This is a genomic window from Francisella salimarina, from assembly GCF_007923265.1.
Taxonomy (GTDB): domain Bacteria; phylum Pseudomonadota; class Gammaproteobacteria; order Francisellales; family Francisellaceae; genus Francisella; species Francisella salimarina.
In genome coordinates, this window is record NZ_VOJA01000003.1 from 626,323 (window position 1) to 645,994 (window position 19,672).

Genomic DNA, 19,672 nt, shown 5'->3' on the forward strand with positions numbered 1-19,672 from the left:
ATCCCTGTTTTAATAAGTATTACTTTAAAGTTTAAATCAATTAACCCTTTTGTTCATCTAATCGACCAACTAGAGATAAAGTAACATCAGCACCTTGATATTTAAAGTGTGGTCTCACTAGAATCTTCACAGTATACCAACCAGCATTACCAGGAACATCACTAACTGTTACTTTAGCTTCTCTTAGTGGCTTTCTACTACGAATTTCTGCAGTAGGATTATCTTGATTTGCAACATATTGAGATAACCATTCATTTAACTCTCTAGAAAGATCTGTAGCATCTTTCCAACTACCTAGCTGTTCTCTTTGCATTACTTTAATGTAGTGAGCTATTCTAGATATGACAAACATATATGGTAGTTGTGTGCCTAATCTATAGTTTAGTTCCGCAGCTTTACCTTCTTCAGAGATCCCAAAAGTTTTAACTTTCTGAACTGAGTTTGCAGAGAAGAAAGCAGCATTATCACTACCTTTTCTATACGCTAAAGGAATAAAACCAAACTCTGACAATTCATATTCCGTACGATCAGAAATAAGAGTCTCTGTAGGAATCTTTGTTTCTATATCACCCATAGATTCGAAATTATGTATTGGAAGATCTTCTACCGCACCTCCACTTGTCGGACCAATAATATTTGGTGACCAGCGATACTTAGCAAAACTTTCTGTAATTCTACTAGCAAATGCAAAAGCTGTATTACCCCAGCTATAGTCATTATGTTCTTTAACTGTTTCTTTATAGTTAAAAGATTTTATAGGTCTTTCTTCAGGATCATACGGTTCTCTCAATAAAAACTTCGGCATTGTTAAGCCTACATACTTAGAGTCTTCAGTGTCTCTAAATGCATTCCACTTAATATATGCTTTCTGCTCAAATAACGATGTCAAATCTTTTATTGTTGATAACTCAGTAATATCATTTATACCAAACATTTTTGGTGAAACCGCTGCTATAAAAGGTGCATGTGATATAGAACCTACAGCAGCAGCATTCTGCAACAGCTTCACATCAGGAGTTGAATGTGAAAAATCATAATTAGCTATGATAGCCCCATATGGTTCACCACCAAATTGACCATATTCTTGAGTATATACTTTCTTATAAAATCCAGATTCGCTTATTTCAGCAGCATCTTCAAAATCGTCCATCAAATCTTGTTTTGAAAGGTTCATTAACTCAACACGAGTATTCTCTCTAAAATCAGTTCTATTGACTGTGAAATGTAAACCTCTCCAAGCAGATTCTAACTGTTGAAATTTTTCATTATGGACAATCTGATCAACTTGTTTGCTTAATTTTTCATCTATCTCCGCTATGAACTTATCAATTAATGAACGATCGATTTTTTCTTCCGCATCTTGATGTTTAACTATCTCACCTAGTAATGCCGTTAAACCCAATTTTGTTTCATCTATCTGTTCGCTATTGCTCTCATCATAAGAAACATCTTCTAATAAACTCTCTAACAAAGAACCTTCATGGCTATGTTGTGTAGACATTATTCTATCTCTCCTTTAAAAACTATAAAATATTACTTTTCAGTATTAGACTCTATTCCTAGTTCTTGACATAATTTATCTAATGACTCTTTATCTTTAACTAAGCTTTGTAGATTTCTTCTGAATTTTGGCACATTACCAAGAGGGCTCTTAAGAGCAACTAGAGCTTCTCTCAACTGCTTCAATTTTTTTAATTCATCAACTTGCTCAACAATCGAGTCAGGATTAAAATCTTTTATAGAATCGAATTTAAGTTTAATACCAAGTTCTGAATCTTTTTCATCTTCATTTATTTTATTTTCAACAGCCATATCTAGTGATAAATTATAGCTCTTCATAACATCATCAAAATTTAACTTATTTATATTTACAGCCTTTCTATCTTCTACAGGAGTATCATCCTCTTTTAAAGTAAAGTCACCAACAGCAAGAAGCTTTAGTGGAAGTTCTTTTTCTTCGACTTTATCACCATGACTACGGTATTTGATATTTATTCTTTCTTTTGGTGCAACACTACCTTCTTTTGATATCCCTTTTGCCATAAAACACTCCTTTCTAGTTAAAATTTATGTATATATAAATTTGATTATAAGTTAAATAATCATCTTCTAAAAGCTTAGAAACTAATTTTTTTCATTATCTCTTCTTTTCTTTTTATTAAAGATTGATCTGATGTGTCAACTATATATTCTTCGTACAGGTTATTTAAACTCCTGAAGACCTCTCTTAGTTCGATATTATTATCAATACATTGATCTACCAAAGAGTCATCACAAACAAATTTTTCAATAACATTTATTTTAGAATAGTTACTTAAATGTGGATTATCACAAGCATATAACAAGAAACCCATTTTTAAATTCAAGAATTTGGATTTCTTTACATACTCTATAACTTTATTATATTGCATATCCACATCATAACATTCAATGTATTCCTCAAATTTTTCTCTAATAATAGATATATCATCTACTAATTGAGTAAAAACCCAGTCGTAAATATACTCTGGAATACAAACTCTATCTTCATAAGATAACTCAAAAATATTTGGAATTTGGCTTATTAAAAAAGCTAATTCAGCAGAAATAAAATCACTGATTTTTTTAAATACTTTATCATTAGATTTCATGTACATATCATCTAGTATTTGTATCATATACATTTGTATATCCAACAAAAAAGGATTTTTTATAAATAACTTCTCTAACTCACCTAATTTTAAAATAGGATCCGAAATGCATAGTATTTGATTTAATTCTGCTAAATCAGGTGAAGTACTAGTTTCTATGGTTTCCTCATACAAATCATTATAATAAAGAGTATTCCACAAGATTTTTCTGGATTGGATTAGCAATGTAAATAAATCATCTTGATTATCTTTACAAAATGCTAACCTATCAAGTAATTCAGATCTAGCATACTCTTTAACACTAGTAAAATCGTCTATTGCTAACTCTTTAGAACTAAGGTCTTGCTCTTCTATTTCACTCTCAACATATTGTGTCTTGGCTAAATCTCTGTCTTCTTGCTCTTGTCTTTGCCTTTCTAAAGCCTCTTCTTGTTCTTGCTTTAGCTTTTCCTGTTCTTGTCTTTGCCTTTCTAAAGCCTCTTCTTGCTCTTGCTTTAGCCTTTCTTGCTCTTTTTGAGCTAATACAGTTTTTTGTTCTTGAATTCTTTTTTCATTCTCTAAAGTCTTCTTTGCATTAAGAAACCAATCATAAATTTGTAATAATGCTAAATTGTCATCATCTGCATGAAACTCATTAAACCAATTAATCACATCTTGTTTAGCTTGATCTACTCGATCTAAATCTTTTAATTGCAAATCTTGAGGATTTCTATCTCGATAATCTGCTATGAACTTTACCATCCATGTTATCAAGTTTATTCGAGATTTTTTCCTTTTCCCATATGGCATAATAGCATCTTTTTCTTGAGTCAAAATGTTAGAAAACATATATAAACCAGCAAGTAGTCCACCTACTTTATATTTCTGATATAGTGCTACTATTATATAAGTGATAATTTTAAGATGCTTACCTTGTGTAGTTAAAACCACCTTCCCATTTTCAATAATTAATTGCCAATCAGGTGTTTCAGGTACTACATTTTGTAACTTCTGTATCTCATTTTCAATAGCTTCAAATTCTTGACTATATTGAACCTCTGATATATCTAAAGGCTCAATACTATTTGTAACATCGACTATATAATTTTCTAAAAAACCTAACATTTTTCTCTCTTAAAACTTACATTGTAAATTTTCTAAGCTTCCTAAACTATTTATACTACCTTTACCTTTTGTAGATATTTTATATGTTGCGAAACTCTTATTAAACTTGATAGTATAAGTATCATCTTTTTGATTATATTCAAAATGCGATAAGAAGTTTATCAATCCCCAAGGTCCAGTATAAACATTTTTGACATCTTCTTTATTTTTATAATGCCATATTATTTGTACTGTACCACTAGTACTACTATCTTTTGCTGGCCAATAAAAATCTTGCTGATATTGAGGACCATTGAAATAACCATATTTTTTATTATCATATATAATATCGACTCCAGATAAGTCACTTGAAAGGAGTACTGGCGTTAGTCCAACTGTCATATTTAACTTATCTTCTGACGAATTAGTATTGTTATTTTTTGTTAACGCATTTAGCTGTGAAATCACATTAATTTGTTTAAATAAATGCTTATCAAAAGGAAACTTAACATTATTAATTTCTTTAATGGTTAACAAACCAGATTTATCTTTTATAGCAAATGGTAAAACATTATTATTTATATAATTCATCAAATCACTAGACTTAGACATAAGCTGTTTATATTCATTTAGACCTAACTCATCTTTTGAATTTGCAAAAGGATAATTTGATGCTAAATTACTAGAGCAAAACTGTGAAAGTTCATTATTCCATAAATCCGTATCATAGATAGCACCAGCATCAAACATACTATAAGTGAAACTACTCAAATAGCTATCAACTAAGAATGTCATTGATGTAGGTAACTCTTTAACCATTTCCTTAAGTCCTATTAAAGAATCTTGTTTGTTTGTAGCTATTAATTCAGATACAACAAAAGCTTGTTCTTGATTCGTACTTGAATTGCTGCTCATTATCATAACTAACTTTTCGAGTAAACTAATCTTTTCGTTAAGCTGATCAACTCTATATCTATTATTAACAAAGTTAGCCAGAGAAGATATCATTTTCTTATCGCTACCATTTGTTGATGAAACCACATCTGAAGTTAAGTTAGTTTTCAACTGGGTAAATATTTGATCAAAAACAGATATATAGCTATTATTTCTACTATCATTATACTTTTGCTGGAAATTTGTCTTCCTGAATTTGATACTTTTCAAGGCGTCAACCCATACACTCGCATAATCATTCCAGTAAAGATCAAATATTTTTGATTTTGCTTTTGTCGCATCAAATTTGGATTTTTGATCTATTGAATCAAAAACCCACTGGTCTTTCTCAGCTATTTCTAGTTCTTTAACTAAGTTTTCTTTTGAATAATTCTGCCATCCATCTACAGTATAAACATAATTAATACTTATAGGTTTTTCAAATAAATTCACATACTGTAGACCGCCTATTATTACAGGCCTATAGTTTGCTTTTTGCTCTATATTTTTTTGTTTAAACTGTTCATAAGCTCTATAAACATAAATATCACCACCCAACACATTCTTTGCTTTTTCTATCAAAGAGTTATCTAGTTTACTATGTAGAGCATCTGATGGTAGTAAAAGTAAATCATCTAAATAAACCTCTAGTGAATTTAACGTCTCACTATCATTATCATATAAGTTTTTCCAGTAACTATCTAAATTATCTTTTATAAATTTAGTATTCATATGTTGTGTTTTATCAAACATCACATACATCATTAACCAGTTATATAAAGTTTGCATTTTTTGAGCTTTATCAACAGTCTCATTATCACCAGTATTTGAGATTTTATCCATTAAAGATTGAATATTATTCTTGATTTCTTGTAAAATGTATGGCCTAAATACTTCTTTCAACTCTATATTATACTGCTCATTTAATGCCTTGTCTGTTAGCGTAGGAAAACTAAAACCAAAATGATGCCAGCTTGCAAATTTTGTATTTCTTAGTTTTGCTAAATATTCTAACTTTTGCATACGTTCCCAATAGCTTGGAGTATATAAAGGGGCTCCTATTATAGGCTGTAAAGTATTATTGGTATGTTTAACTTCTGCTAAATAGTATGATGCTTGTGTATATCCTGTTATCCAAGACAATACCAAGCCAACAGCAGTAATACCTGAAATAGAATAAACATAGTTTTTATGTTTTGATAGAAAGTGGACAGTATTATCAATAAATGTTGCTTTTCTACCCTCTTTTAATATGACATCTTTCATTATATTTTTTAAGAAATAGATATCAGATCTAGCTTTATCAAAATGATGTATTTTATTTGTACTAACCGCAGTAAAATAAACACCTCTCAAATATAAACTCTTTGTGTAGTTATTTTCATATACAGCATCTGCTAATAAAGAGTTTAACTTTTCACATAGATATGTAAAGTATCTGACAAAATAAAATGCTCTATCATTATCTATATTTGAATTTTTCTTTCTAATACTAGAGAAAACATTTTCATTGATATTATTAATTATATTATTAAACTGATCATCAAGCCAATCAAGTGGTTCTGAAGTATTTGAAGATGGTAATGTTACTCCTAAAATATTATTTGTAACATCAAAACTTTTAGGATCGAAGTATTCTACAAATCCAGGTACTTTATCCATATTAGTTAAAAATATATATATAGGAATATTCCTAATACCACTGTTATATATCTTTTTTAAAATAATTTTATATTTATTAAAATCTCTTTCTAATTCATTAGGTGTCTCAGTAATGAGACGCTCAGCATTTATATTTAAAATTAATCCATCTAATGGCTTAAGACGACGATTTCTTTTGATTAAGTCTATAACACTATCAAATAGACTTGTTTCCTCGACTCTAGAAACTTCTGTTAGTTTAGAATTTATATCTATGAAAGTTACATCTGGTGAACTATACCAATCGAAAGTTGGCTTATTTGATTTTGCGCTAGTTTCACTGTATTTTGAATTAAAATGTATATTGCAGTTTTTAACTATAGTGGTTTTTCCACTATCAGATAATCCAAGTGTCAGAAACCATGGTGATTTGTATAATCCTCGCCCTCTAAAAAATTTAATATTTTTTGTCTGTAAATAAATAAGTTCTCTTAAGGCTTCTGAGAACTTAGATAAATAACCATTATATTCTTGATCTGCAATATTAAAATTAATTTTATAATCTTTATGTGCTTTAATTACATAAAAAGTAATAAAGTATATACAGGTCAAAAATAATTTAACTACCTCACTAGCAAAAAGATCGTAGCTAGATAATTTAAAAAAAGGTAATAATATCCATATAATAATTAAAGCACTAGCATGGCTTATTATCGTTTTTGAAACTAAATCTCGCTTCATTTATTTACCTCATTAGAGTTATCAATGTTATCAAACACATGTAGCTTTTTAAAAGTTTCAAAACTAAACTTGTCATCTAAGCTACTGGTTTTTAATATGTATTCTGCTAAAACAGTTTTGTCATTATAGATTTTAAATATATTAACGCCTTTCTCATCATTGTAGCTAATATTACCTTTTTCCAAAAATTTAAATAGTCCCCATTCACCATCAAAATTTATCATATTTGTTTCATTATCTTTTGATGTATAGCTTATCGTAACAGGAGACTTACTGACATTAGTAGTTGGCCAGTCAATAATAAAATCTTCTTGAGGCCCATTAGCGTAGCTATATGATTTATTTGCATAATTTATAGTCAGCACAGATAAATTTTTAGCCAAAAACTCAGGTGTTAAAAATAATTTAAAACCAACACCATCATTAGAGAAAAACATATTTTCTATCATATTAAATGAATTAATCATTTCCAAAAAGTTCTTATCATAAGCAAATGGTTCGCCATAATATTTTTTCCAAACATAACCGTTAGAATTAGAGCTTTTCTCAATAAGTGATGACATATTTTCTTTTATGAACTTTTGCATGACACCGCCTTTTTTAAAGAACTCTATAAAAGACTTTGTTGAACTCTCTTTATGTGATTCTAATTTTATTGGATATCTATCTTTTAGATAGCTATTGTAATATGTTAATGGCCCTTTCTGCCAACGCATATTTATTTCTTTTATTGCCATATCATTTAAGACTCTCGTTGTAATATTTACAAGTTGAGATGTCCATTTTTTTACAGGCTGTGGAGCATTATTGCCCATCTCCCATAAACTTGCAAGATTTTTAAATATAGCCGAATCCTTTTTGTTTTGCACTAATAAAAATGCATCTAAATCAGGCTGACTAGATAATGATATTACCACAAGAGAATTGCGAATATCTCCCAACTCACCTGCTATCATAGATATGGTTCCTGAGCCTTTAGATGAATCATTTTCACTAGCTTGAGATTTTTTATATTCAGCAAGAGACTTAATAAGTCCTCTATAACTTGTAGTTACTATGTTTCTATTATTACCACTTAGTCCAACTTTACTAGATATATCTTCTACGCTTATAAAATTAGTATTTTGTGTAATCTTCTTAAGCACTGCGATGATCGAATTATTTTCTACAGTTAAACTATTTAAAAGCTTTATAAGTGTGCTAATACTCGTAGTTCTTTGAATATTAATATCATCTAATGCCTTATTCCATACTTCTAAATAATCATTCCAATATAAAATATCCATATTAGATTTTAAAGAAACTAAAGATAATCTATCAAAGCTATCTTCATCTGATAAAACCCACATACTTTTTGCAGCCTGTTTTAAATATTCAACCTGATTTTTAAGATAAATATCATAGTACCCTCTTTTGGTGTATAAAGCTGGCAATTTGACTACTTTATTATCAAATACCAGGCTTGTGTTTAAATCTCCCGAGTCTCCCAATAAAATATATTCATCATTATCTACTAGTGCCTTATCCTTCAACATTTGATATGCTAAAACATAAGTTGAGCTTGATCTTAAAATATTTCTAGCCTCAAATAATAAAGATTTGTTCAATTTAATAGTATCTGGAAAACCAGAAATAATAACTGCTTTTAACAACTCTTCTTTATCAGAAAGATCTTGTGCTGATATTTGTTGCTTTTTCCACATAGTATAAATATTTCTAGTGAAAGAAGTTTCATTAAAATGCTCTTTATTTACTAGCATTAAGTATGTTGCTAGCCATATATTCAAATGCTCAATTTGTTTTGAGTTAGCTGTATTATTTTTAGGTATATCATTTATCGCTTGTCTAAGTTGATTCTCAATATCACTTTGCAAATCTGGTATGAACTTAATTTGCACAAGCCTTTGATATATTTTTAATATATCGGTAATAAGAGTTCTATTATAATATAGTCCATACAATGAAAGATTATGCTCATAGTTTATTTGTTTAGCAAATTCAATTGCAGCATTATTAGGTCCTATATTAGAGTGTAGCGCTTTATTATATTTAGAGTCCACACTGTTAAATAAGTTTATATAAGATAAGGAGCTTTTAATCCAGATAAAAGACAATACAAAGCCACATGATAGTAAAGCAGCAGATTTACTATAGTCTCTATATTTTAACTTTTTGATATAAGTAGTATTTTCACCAAAGTTATAAACTTCTTTTAAGATAATCTTTTTAAATATATTGTCTAAAAAATAAACCCTTTGGTCCATTGATTTTTTCACCTTACTCAAGGTTTGCATGCGCATAAAATCAAAGCATGTATCAGAATTTTTATAACTGACAAAATAAAAACCTCTAACTAATATTTTCTCTTGAATTTTGTTATCAAAGAATCTATCTAGACAAGATTCTATAGTATCCAAACAGAAAAGTACTTGCTTAGAAAAAGTAATTATATTAATTACTTTTTCCGTAGGTTGCGTATTATCACATTTAGTAATAATATTTTCATTTAGACTATCAAAAAACTCTTGAAACTTTTCTCTTATTCTTCTGAAGCTAATAGATTCACTCTCAGATAAAGTAACTCCTAAGGGGTCATATTTAAGCTTATCTGAAGCTACAGAAAAATAATCTTCAAATCCAGATATAACCTCCATACCTGTAAAGGTAACATATACAGGTATTTTGATATGAAATTTCTTATTTATTTTTTCCAAATATTTTCTTAATTCAAAAATTTCTGTTTGGATTTTTTTCTGATACAACGATATAGCATCTTTTGACTCAAATATCTTATCTAAGCTAACAACATAAATGATACCATTAATCGGATAGTGCTTGTCCATTGCATAAATATGTTGAAATAATCCATAGAAGTTTTTGAGATTAAATAAAGCTATTAACGCTTTATCTACAGACATATTCCACGATAACTCTGAACTATTAAACTTATCTACAACAGATATAGAATCATTTGTAACACTACTACTCTTAGAGGTATGTCTCATAAGAGCTTCTATACATTCTTTATTATTTCCAAGAATCGTATATACCGGAGTATTAATCTTACTTATCTTTTTTCTTTTCTTTAATAATAAAGATAGTTTTTTTAACTCTTCTCTTACCTTATAACTTGTTAAATTAAGAGCTTTAGTTTTTTTATTCTTTCTTCTTGCGAGAAATACAACAAAAGATGAAAAGCTTAATAGATTTTTCTTATGTAATACATATATTAATATAACAACTATAAGAAGTAATGTTGTGAATAGCTTAGCATTTGTTGATTTTAAAATAGAAAACCCAAATAATGAAATACCTGGGATAATTAACCAAATAAATAATATTAAAATACAAAATATAGCAAGAAATAAGAACCATCGAGTTCTTACAAACTTACTCAAAGCTAAAGGAACTTTTCTAAAAAGATTAGTCATATAGATCTATCTCCAAATGCCTTGCTACTCGTTGACTGTATCTTTAGAAACAGGCGGAACAGACGGTGATGACTCATATGATGATATAAGCTGATTTTTAGTATTATCAATATCTTTCAAAACAGGTTGCTCTGCTTGATTTATAAAGAATGAGAGGCCTATATATATAACTAAAAGTATAGCTAAAATAACTCCAAAAAAGATAGAAAAAGTATGCTTATATTTTATTGGAGCTTTTGGCTCATAATCTGTCTGCCAGTGTTTTGCAATAGAAGCATCATCATGTAGATCTCTATATTGACATATAACATCGTATGACTCTCTCTTAAGCCTATCTAACATAAGCTTCCCATTCGTCTTACTAGAGAACTGTCCTTTAAACCCAAGGCATAAACATATATAAATAAGCTCAAACACTTCTATATATTCAGATATATTATCTAAACAAAATAATCTGATTTTGAAAAACGTTTCTCCACCCCAAGACTCATTAAAGTTACTACTTAGCATAGATTGCTGAGACCAGTGTATATTTTGCCCATATTCTGTAGCTAAAATTGCCTCATCTATGAAAGCACATAAAATATACTTAGCGCTTTTAAGAAGATTATCACCTATACCATCCTGTTGACATCTAATTGTAAACTTTGTCAATCCATCTGATAGAATCATTTTTAATTTATCAACACTAAAATCTATGGAGTGATTAATTACTTGATAATGTATAGCAAAGATTTCACTTGCATATTTCATAAGGCTATTTGGACCAAACATATACTCCTGTTTCGAAACCTTTTGAAACAAGCTCTCGCTAGTTATTTCTCTAACTTGCTCCTGTTTTACTTCCCCAAAATTACGCTGAGTTATTTCGTCATTATCAGCTAATGGCATGAATATAGTTTTATCATCATCATTATTGGCATACATAATAATACTTACCTCTTTGTTGCCCATAGTTGCATATCAATTTGCGAAAATTTTCTTGTTAGGTATATAGACATTATCTTCGATTCATATATTGATTTCCAAAAATCAGAATTTTTATCTAATTCAAAATAGACATAATCTGACATAAATGGTATTTGTTTTGGTGAAGAAGCCATTGATACTACTTTGATACCCGGTAACTGTTTTGATACAACATTTGATATCTGGCTTTTTGATGCTATCTTTATAATTTTAGGAAATGTAAGAGCAAGTTGATCTTTTGGCATTTCAGTTTTACATGCTATAACAAAGCTCCATTCTGAAATATTTGTTAAATCGATGCTCTCCACATTTGCAATATACAAAGCATATTTCTCAAAATAACTAAGAGGTATTCTAATAGCTCGCTCTTCAAAAACGCATGCAAATGCTTCTTTTAAATCTTCCGATAATATTGAGAAAATTTCTGTAAGATCTTCATGTTTATATTTAATATACTCATTATATCCTTTATCTTCATGAGTAAAGGTTCGTAGCTCTGAACTAAACTGTAATAAAACTTTAAAAAGTTCTTCTGGATGTACTCTACTACTGTTATAAATATGCTCTACAATAGGAATATATCTATTTAATAGTTGTACAAACAGCATCTCGATGAGACCTGCCGTCCCATATTCATCGACATTTTTAAGACGCTGCATGATTTGTTTTTTTCTTTGCTGTGCTAACATAAAAACATTTTTTAAAATATTTTTAAGTCTGTTACTAGCAAAAATATTTAATAATGGTGGAATATAAGCTTTGTCTAATAATACTGTTTTATTAGAACTTACAGAGCTTATTTTAGCTACTGGTAACAGAATAAATTCTTGGAAATTAGAAGTATCTATAATCAAATACATATTTAGTTTTAATATAGATAGCTCTATTGATTTCTCAGCTCCCATCATAGCATCACTAACTGTCTGATTTGACATATAGTATCGCTCTGTAGTAGCGTTCAATTTAGTTTCAGAAAATAAACGTGCATTTTGAGGAATAGGTGATACAGCTAAATATACAGTTTTATTGACACAAGTTTCGTCAAGTTGTAATGAGATTTCATCGCCATCAATTTCTGGGATATTGATTATTGTACCATCTGGTAATATAGCTTCACACTTTGTAATAGAAATAATCCCTTGCTCTAACTTAGCTTCATCCACTTCAATGCTCTTTAGACCGTAATTGTATCTACCACTTCTAACTAACTCTTGCTGAGCCGATTCAAAAAGAGTGTCTTGTAATTGAAAATGCTGTTGAGAAACTGTCAGTCCAGAGAACCATGCTACTCTTTTCATATATAAACTATCCTAATTTTATTCTTTAAGTTTAACCCCGTAGCTTGTTAACTTAAGCTTATACGTTTTTGGCAACCAATGACTTTCTACAGGTACTATTTGTTTCCAATCTAAGTTAATATTTCTATAGCCGGCTGCTATACCTATATACTTAGCATCTTCATCTGTAGATATGTATATTTCCTTTTGCTCACCTGGTTGTAACACATAGGTTTCTCTAGATATAACTGATCCTTTCAAGCCATTCTCACTATTAATTTGAGAAAAATTGGCAGAATCAAATGCCAGTTTATCCTTAAGTTGAAATACATAGATCATTATAGAAGAAGGAGTACCCTGCAAGTTAGGATTTATATCATTAGTTGTATCTGCATCAAGATATACAGTTGAACATGAGCCTAAGAATAGAGATAAAATTAAAGTAGTAGCAACACATAACAAACTTCTTTTTTTCATTATTCCACCTATACAATTAATTTTGGTTATATTTTTCTGATATATATTCTTTTATATTTTTCTTCTTCTGTTTTTCTGATGTGCCAAGCATTTGAGTATATTTAACTTTATGCTTTGACCAGCATTTACTGGCAAGTGTGCCAGGTAAAACTCTTCCTGTTTGTGTAACTTCTTTTTCGATCTGATCAGGGTCAAAAGACTCAACCATAAGCTCAACTACTTCTCGAGTTGAATTATCTATTTTTTTGAAATGAGAAATTACTTCACTAATAGATTCCCCTACTGCTTGTCTTGCTGGCATTATCTGATTATTCATATCAAAAAACACTGTTTCTAAGGCTTGCTTTGCAGACATACTCATTTTGAAAGGGTTTTTGACTTGAGAAGTAAACATTGTTAAGTCGCTATCCAGTTTGTTTTTAGCATTGTTTCTTTCCATCATCAAACGAATTAAACCATCTACTGAATATGAGAGTATATCAATGACATCTGAATAAACTTTATCTCTATTAATCTGTGAAATCACATTATAAGACAGTCCAAGTTTTTGACAGAGCATCTCAAGAAATTTGTCATCTCCTTTAAAGCTTTCTTGTTGTATATTTTTTTGTCGTTGCTGATTTATAACTTGTACATCTACCTCTTTGTCTATTTTTCTAGGCTGTTCTAAGCCCTCAGGCTTGAAGTTTGCTGTTTGTAAAGGTTCTTGTATAGTTTCTTTTATTGCAGAAAAATCAAACTCCTGATCAGATTCCTTTATATCCACTATATGTGAATAATCTTCTAAGTTTTCATCTTCATTATTTTTTTCTATAGCTTGAGGAGCGTCAATACTTTTTTTATTTAGATCATCAATTATAAAATCCGACTCAATTCTTAACTGCTCAAAAGGATCTCTTGACTGATGAATTGCTTGATTTTTAGAGTCTTCAAATGGAAGATGATTGTTATCTGCAAGGTTTAATTCATTTAGAAATGCAAGCGAGTCATTATCATCCTGAACTTTATTGTCATCGATAATATGTTTAATATCAGTGTGAGCATCATTTTTTAAGATATTCGCAACAACTAACTTATATAGACCTAACTCTAATATATCACCCTGTTTTATTTTAGTTGGTAGATTTCTCTCTAACTTTAAACCGTTAAGCTTAGTTCCATTAGTACTAATATCTGTAACAAAGAACTCTCCATATTGAGATTCTAAAAGCATATGCTTGCCTGAAATTTTTCTAGTATGATCATTTAGTGACCACAAACAGTCTTTTGATCTACCTATATAACCCCCAAGTTCAGAAAAAGTCTTTTGATTCTCAACATCTCCATACTCAGCTTTTATATCTTGTAAGTTACCTATTCTTAAAGTTAGCATAATTTACCTTTATTTACATATCTACTAAATAAATACAACATCAATAATACATGCTGTCATATTATCTCTACCCACATTAGCCAAAGCTTCTTTAATCATCATATCACAGGTCACCCCAGGAGCCTCGCTTCTTGATAAAATAGCCTCTAAGTCAGTATCAGTTAACTCTTTATTTATACCATCTGAACAAAGAAGAAACCTTTCGCTTTTTTTGAGGACTAACCTGTGCTCATCAACAACAACATCTTCTTCTCCGCCAACGACTCTAGCAAGAGCTTCCTTATATTGCTCTGCCATAGGATGAAATTCATCAACAAGTCCCTTCTGTTTTAAGGAATTAAAGACTGTATGATCGATAGTAACTTGAGACAACTGGTTAAACTCAGGGTCAAATCGGTATATTCTACTATCTCCAACCCATAATATCGCAACTTTATTGCCTCTCATTATAAGAGCGACAATAGTAGTACCACATTTCACAGAGCTTCCAACTTTTTTTGCATAATAAAAAAGTTCTGTGTTCTTTTTTCTGATAAAAGCTTTTATGAAATCAACGGTTTGATCAAAACCCACTATATTGTCAGGTAACATAATTTTTTGAGTTACAAGTCCACTAGCATACTCACCATTATGATGCCCTCCCATTCCATCGGCAACTATCCATACTCCAATTTCTGGTTGAGCCAAAAAAGCATCTTGATTAACAGCTCGTTTGTTCCCTACATGAGTTTTCGCGTTAGAAATTATTTTAAGAGACTTACCCATAACTATGTTCTCTTCCTAACTTTTTTACATTTAAAACCATTTTTTTTCGTAAAAGCTCTATTTATATAATTAAACAAATGATAACAATTTTATAAATAGTTATCATCAAGAAAAATATAAAATAAAAGATTTAAATTAGCTAGCGTTTGTAGTGTCTAGGTGACCACTAACATTAATCACTTTATCATCGTAAGTGATATCTTGGAACTTCATTTTTACAATAATGTGACCACGACCTTTTTCATCTGGATTTCTTTGATCACCTTGTTCTAATTTAAGATCTGTAACGATACCATCTTTGAAAGTAGACATCATTGTGGTTTTATTTGAACCACCTGTTGCAGCCCTATCGACCTCAACAACATCCATTTCTTTGATGTTATCTTTACCTGCCATTACGTTTAACAATAGCGCTGGGATACTGTGGTACATAGGAACTTTAACCCATACTATTGATTCTAGAGCTGCTTGCGAATGATCTGCAGCACCAAAGCTATCATTATGAGGTTGATGAAACTCATAACCCCAGTCAAAAGTTAAACAATAGTCTTCAGTCAAAGGGCTTGTAGTATTACTATTACGTCCTGCAACATCTTTTGATCCTGTTTTTTGAGTAATTGTACCAAAATTTCCTGAATCAATTTTTACATAAACTGGCATTTTAATTTATCTCCTGGTTTAATTTATTTTTCACATAGCATTAGAGTAAAGATAAAAATCCTCAATGCTATAATTCGATTGTAGACAAATTATTTTTCCTTTTCTAGCCTTTTGAATTTTTTTTACAAGTATTTTCACAGCATCATTTTATCTTTTATAATCAAACCTAAAGATTTACATTATATTTTTGCAGACATACAATTAATCAAAACTAGTGTAGATTATTTTTAAGTATTAAGACTATGTCCTATCAAAAAGAAGAATTTAAAAAAAATGTAATAACTTTGTCTAATGAAAATAATGCCCATAATATATATGAAATAACTAGCATTAAAAATGATATATTCACTCTTAAAGATAAAAAAGAAAATTTCCAAGAAGCTGAGTTAGCTGCTTCTTGTATAATTGTACCTAAAGTTGGTGATATCGTCCTTTGTATAGAGCATGATAGTCAACTATATATAACTTTTGTTATTAAAAGTTATAGTTTAGAGCCTAAAGAATATAATTTAAAAGGTATAGTAAAAGCTGGACTAGATGAAAGTTATATCAAAATTGATCCTCAAAGTATTAATCTACAGACAAATAAAATCAATTTGGTATCTCAAGTTATTTCAACAATGGCTAATATTGGTAAATGGATAATCAACGGAATAAGCATTAAGGCAGAATCAATTCATCAAAAAACCCAAAATCATAATATTGAATGTAATCAAACATTAAATATATCTGCAAAAAACAAGAAAACAATCATAAAAGAGTTAGATTCTCAAATAGCTGATACAACTCTACAAAATAGTAAGCAAATAAACATTACCACAGATAAACTGAATATAAATAGTTAATCTAAAGTTTCTTAGTACGTCAGACTCAATATAAAAAATTAAACTACAATTAACCAAAATATTTGATTAATAATTCAGATAAGTATAAATTAAAACATATATACTTTTAAAAATTATACGCTGATTTCCACGATGATAAACTTCGCCCTCAATGGTCAAGTAGTGCGTCTATTTGATATTAAGTTTAGTCAAGGCTTGTATACCGGTATTTCAGGTAGTGCCTATATTGATAGTAAAGCTAATGTCGGTGATGAAATCGAATTTAAGTTAGATAACATATCTTTTAAAGCTATAGTTACTAGTACGGACATTGATTCTCAGAGTTGGGCTTTTGGTGGTAATAATCCTACATATATAGCTTTTGTATCTAGTGAAGTTTTTCTCAAAGAAGATAAATCTCTAATCAAATATCCTGATGGCAGGATAAATGATGTTTTAGAAAAAGTCTTAAAAAACTATGAAATAACAGCTGATTTTGAGAGTGATAATAGTATCTTTGTTGATAATGTCTTACAAAATAATAATCTATCTACCTTTAATTATCTAACTAATATATGTAACCAGTACGGGATTGTATTCTACAGAGATTTAAGAGAGGATGCTCAACTTAAATTCTGTAATACCTTTGCTAATAAAGATGCTATTAATGTAGATGTTCTTGATAAACAAAAAGCTACTATCGATACTAAACCTGTGGCTTATGTAGCTGAAAATATTGCTATTGATGATAATCATAATGTTTTGGCTCTTGGATTTAATCGTCATCAAGCAGATGGTGGCTATAAGAAATATGTCGAAGTTAAAAATGGTATTATCCAGTCGCCATTTATTGGTAGTACTTCTGATTTAACTAACTTTTATGCAGAAAGTTTAGCTAATCATTTTCAAACTTATAAAAATATCTTGGCTTTAGATGGTGTTGGTATTGTAGCTGTTGGTGATACTATACATATCGATAGTAAAAAATTACCTATAGATACCAAAGACTGGTCAATAGTACAAGCAGATGTAAGTATCACTACAGATAGTCAAGAGTTCAATAAATTAGCTACTTGTGAATATTCTGCTATTGCTGTGGCTAATAATGTCCAAAACTTGGCTACAGGTATATTAGATCAATACAATCTATCTAAATTTGTCAAAGAAGGTTTTGCAGTCAAAGGGTATTCTGATGATACAGAAGATGCTACTACTCTTAACGATACAGGTAAGTATCAACTATCTATACCTGAGTACTATACCCAAATTGATGAGGATGAGGTTATCAATGATGTTGCCAAAATTCATCTAAATCATACTCCCGATCAGAAACATAGCTTCCCTCTTGTGCAGAACTCCCCTACTCTAATCATGGAGTTACAAGACCCTACTATTCTTGGTACACGTAATACCGAAGCTAGACCAGCTCATAACAGAAAAGGATACGAGCAAGATTATCGCTTAGCTGATAATAAGCATAACTCGCTTAACTTTATTAATACTGGTGCCTTCAAGCATAATATTGCTAATCCTAAAGCTACCAACTCTGTGGTATTAGAATCTCAAGGCTATCGTGGTGCTAGTCGCTCTGCTGCTCTACGACTGGGTGATGAGAGCTATCGAGATATCCATAAGGGCAAAAAGTCAGGGATGTCGTTACAATCTCAAGGTAACTTCTATGAGCTACACCCTAACTATAAGGCAACTGTGTATGGTAATCGCAATAATGTAGATGCCAAATACCAAAGTATCTCTCCTGTGTATGCTATGGTAGCACAGAGGCTACATTCTCAGGATAATCCATATCATTTGTTAGAGGCAATCAATGCTGATGAATATCATCAAGAAATATTTGCTAAGACTAGTAGCTTAACTACTCATGTCCAAGATAATATTGCAATTGATACTACCGCTGCAAATATTATTGATAAATATACCAATAAAGTAACTAAAGATATTTATCTAAACACAGAAGAAACTCACACAACTGATGATGAACATAATCTACAGTTCAATGAAGTTGAAAGAAATCTAACTGTTGAAAATGATATTTTCGAAGAAACTCAAGCTAAAGAGATAAATATAAGTGCTAATGAAGCTATTAATACTCTTTATCATAATCAAAAAGATACCAATGTTGATGGTGATTTGACTTTTGAAGAACATGAGTTAGAGCAGAATATAACCAAAGGCTTAACTCTAGCTGGTGGTGCAATGGCTATCACAGCTAATGAGTTGGTTAAACATGCTCCACAAGGAATACATATCACAGCTAATAAGGTATCTGTAAATACTGCTGAGCAATTAGTCTATGGTATGTATAGTGTTGTTAGTGATGAAAGTAATGTTAAAGATCCTCAAAAACCTACTAATGAAGTACTTAGAATCTATATCATGGATAAATATTGTACTGATGTGGAAGTTGCTGAGGATGATAAGAAAATCTTAAAGGATAAAGATAAGATCGTTGATTATATTCAAGATTCTGTTTTGACACCATTATTATCTAATAGCTATATTGAAGCAAAAAGTTTCAAAGATGGTGATGATATTGGTACTCCAATAGCTGTTGAGTTTACACAAGATAAATATTATGAAATCAAACTAACTGATGATATTGAGGCAATATGTTTGAAGTTAAACACTTTGAATATTTCAAATAATCGTTTCCAAAGTCTGATAGTCGGTGTAAATGGTAAAAAAGCTGAAGATGTAATAGATGGCTTTAAACATCACCAAAATACTTTATCTTTGAAACCAAAAGATTGGCAAAAGATAGAAGTCAAACAAGGTAAGACTGAAACTATCAATGATATTGAGACTACTGTTAATCATCTTGTTATAAATGTCTTTGAACCTCCGATGATGA

General features: G+C 30.0%; 13 protein-coding genes. 2 read left to right on the plus strand and 11 right to left on the minus strand.

Annotated elements, in window-relative coordinates; all coding sequences use genetic code 11:
* Nucleotides 1-40: 40 nt before the first annotated feature.
* The 11 genes from tssC to FQ699_RS05460 form a co-directional block, all read right to left on the minus strand.
* Nucleotides 41-1,501: a type VI secretion system contractile sheath large subunit gene (tssC, locus tag FQ699_RS05410; protein ID WP_146421460.1), complete on the minus strand. Its 1,461-nt coding sequence runs from the start codon at nt 1,499-1,501 to the stop codon at nt 41-43.
* Nucleotides 1,502-1,533: 32 nt separating this feature from the next.
* The gene (gene tssB / locus FQ699_RS05415) at nt 1,534-2,043 is read right to left on the minus strand and encodes a type VI secretion system contractile sheath small subunit (protein WP_218961589.1); all 510 of its coding nucleotides are present in this window, start codon (nt 2,041-2,043) and stop codon (nt 1,534-1,536) included.
* Nucleotides 2,044-2,117: 74 nt separating this feature from the next.
* The gene (locus FQ699_RS05420; RefSeq protein WP_146421461.1) at nt 2,118-3,734 is read right to left on the minus strand and encodes a type VI secretion system ImpA family N-terminal domain-containing protein; all 1,617 of its coding nucleotides are present in this window, start codon (nt 3,732-3,734) and stop codon (nt 2,118-2,120) included.
* Nucleotides 3,735-3,743: 9 nt separating this feature from the next.
* Nucleotides 3,744-7,028, minus strand: a complete 3,285-nt coding sequence (locus tag FQ699_RS05425; protein WP_146421462.1) for a type VI secretion protein IcmF/TssM N-terminal domain-containing protein — start codon at nt 7,026-7,028, stop codon at nt 3,744-3,746.
* Nucleotides 7,025-10,459 carry an ImcF-related family protein gene (locus tag FQ699_RS05430; protein WP_146421463.1) on the minus strand — a complete coding sequence of 1,145 codons (3,435 nt, stop codon included), beginning with the start codon at nt 10,457-10,459 and terminating at the stop codon, nt 7,025-7,027. The genes FQ699_RS05425 and FQ699_RS05430 overlap by 4 nt, the downstream gene beginning before the upstream one ends.
* Before the next feature lie 24 nt (nt 10,460-10,483).
* On the minus strand, nt 10,484-11,413 hold the full coding sequence (gene icmH, locus FQ699_RS05435) for a type IVB secretion system protein IcmH/DotU (protein ID WP_146421464.1): 930 nt from the start codon (nt 11,411-11,413) through the stop codon (nt 10,484-10,486).
* Nucleotides 11,395-12,726 carry a type VI secretion system baseplate subunit TssK gene (gene tssK, locus FQ699_RS05440; protein WP_146421465.1) on the minus strand — a complete coding sequence of 444 codons (1,332 nt, stop codon included), beginning with the start codon at nt 12,724-12,726 and terminating at the stop codon, nt 11,395-11,397. Before tssK ends, icmH begins: the two co-directional genes overlap by 19 nt.
* Before the next feature lie 18 nt (nt 12,727-12,744).
* Nucleotides 12,745-13,182 carry a type VI secretion system lipoprotein TssJ gene (gene tssJ, locus FQ699_RS05445; RefSeq protein WP_146421466.1) on the minus strand — a complete coding sequence of 146 codons (438 nt, stop codon included), beginning with the start codon at nt 13,180-13,182 and terminating at the stop codon, nt 12,745-12,747.
* 16 nt (nt 13,183-13,198) lie between these two features.
* Nucleotides 13,199-14,554 carry a type VI secretion system-associated FHA domain protein TagH gene (gene tagH / locus FQ699_RS05450; RefSeq protein ID WP_146421467.1) on the minus strand — a complete coding sequence of 452 codons (1,356 nt, stop codon included), beginning with the start codon at nt 14,552-14,554 and terminating at the stop codon, nt 13,199-13,201.
* Nucleotides 14,555-14,578: 24 nt separating this feature from the next.
* On the minus strand, nt 14,579-15,319 hold the full coding sequence (locus FQ699_RS05455; protein ID WP_146421468.1) for a PP2C family protein-serine/threonine phosphatase: 741 nt from the start codon (nt 15,317-15,319) through the stop codon (nt 14,579-14,581).
* A 135-nt stretch (nt 15,320-15,454) separates the two neighbouring features.
* Complete coding sequence (locus FQ699_RS05460; RefSeq protein WP_146421469.1) at nt 15,455-15,979, minus strand: hypothetical protein; 525 nt, start codon at nt 15,977-15,979, stop codon at nt 15,455-15,457.
* Nucleotides 15,980-16,221: 242 nt separating this feature from the next.
* On the opposite strand from FQ699_RS05460, the gene FQ699_RS05465 reads away from it, so the two are divergent.
* Both FQ699_RS05465 and FQ699_RS05470 read left to right on the plus strand, forming a co-directional pair.
* Nucleotides 16,222-16,824, plus strand: coding sequence for a DUF3540 domain-containing protein (locus FQ699_RS05465; protein ID WP_146421470.1), 603 nt, complete (start codon nt 16,222-16,224; stop codon nt 16,822-16,824).
* Between the two features lie 132 nt (nt 16,825-16,956).
* On the plus strand, nt 16,957-19,672 hold a 2,716-nt coding region (locus FQ699_RS05470; RefSeq protein WP_146421471.1), incomplete at its 3' end, for a hypothetical protein.

Coding starts and splice junctions, on each gene's coding strand:
- FQ699_RS05455 (WP_146421468.1), bottom strand. CDS start 15,319: ATGGGTAAGTCTCTTAAAATAATTTCTAACGCGAAAACTCATGTAGGG.
- tssC (WP_146421460.1), bottom strand. CDS start 1,501: ATGTCTACACAACATAGCCATGAAGGTTCTTTGTTAGAGAGTTTATTA.
- icmH (WP_146421464.1), bottom strand. CDS start 11,413: ATGGGCAACAAAGAGGTAAGTATTATTATGTATGCCAATAATGATGAT.
- tssJ (WP_146421466.1), bottom strand. CDS start 13,182: ATGAAAAAAAGAAGTTTGTTATGTGTTGCTACTACTTTAATTTTATCT.
- tssB (WP_218961589.1), bottom strand. CDS start 2,043: ATGGCAAAAGGGATATCAAAAGAAGGTAGTGTTGCACCAAAAGAAAGA.
- tagH (WP_146421467.1), bottom strand. CDS start 14,554: ATGCTAACTTTAAGAATAGGTAACTTACAAGATATAAAAGCTGAGTAT.
- FQ699_RS05430 (WP_146421463.1), bottom strand. CDS start 10,459: ATGACTAATCTTTTTAGAAAAGTTCCTTTAGCTTTGAGTAAGTTTGTA.
- tssK (WP_146421465.1), bottom strand. CDS start 12,726: ATGAAAAGAGTAGCATGGTTCTCTGGACTGACAGTTTCTCAACAGCAT.
- FQ699_RS05420 (WP_146421461.1), bottom strand. CDS start 3,734: ATGTTAGGTTTTTTAGAAAATTATATAGTCGATGTTACAAATAGTATT.
- FQ699_RS05425 (WP_146421462.1), bottom strand. CDS start 7,028: ATGAAGCGAGATTTAGTTTCAAAAACGATAATAAGCCATGCTAGTGCT.
- FQ699_RS05465 (WP_146421470.1), top strand. CDS start 16,222: ATGTCCTATCAAAAAGAAGAATTTAAAAAAAATGTAATAACTTTGTCT.
- FQ699_RS05460 (WP_146421469.1), bottom strand. CDS start 15,979: ATGCCAGTTTATGTAAAAATTGATTCAGGAAATTTTGGTACAATTACT.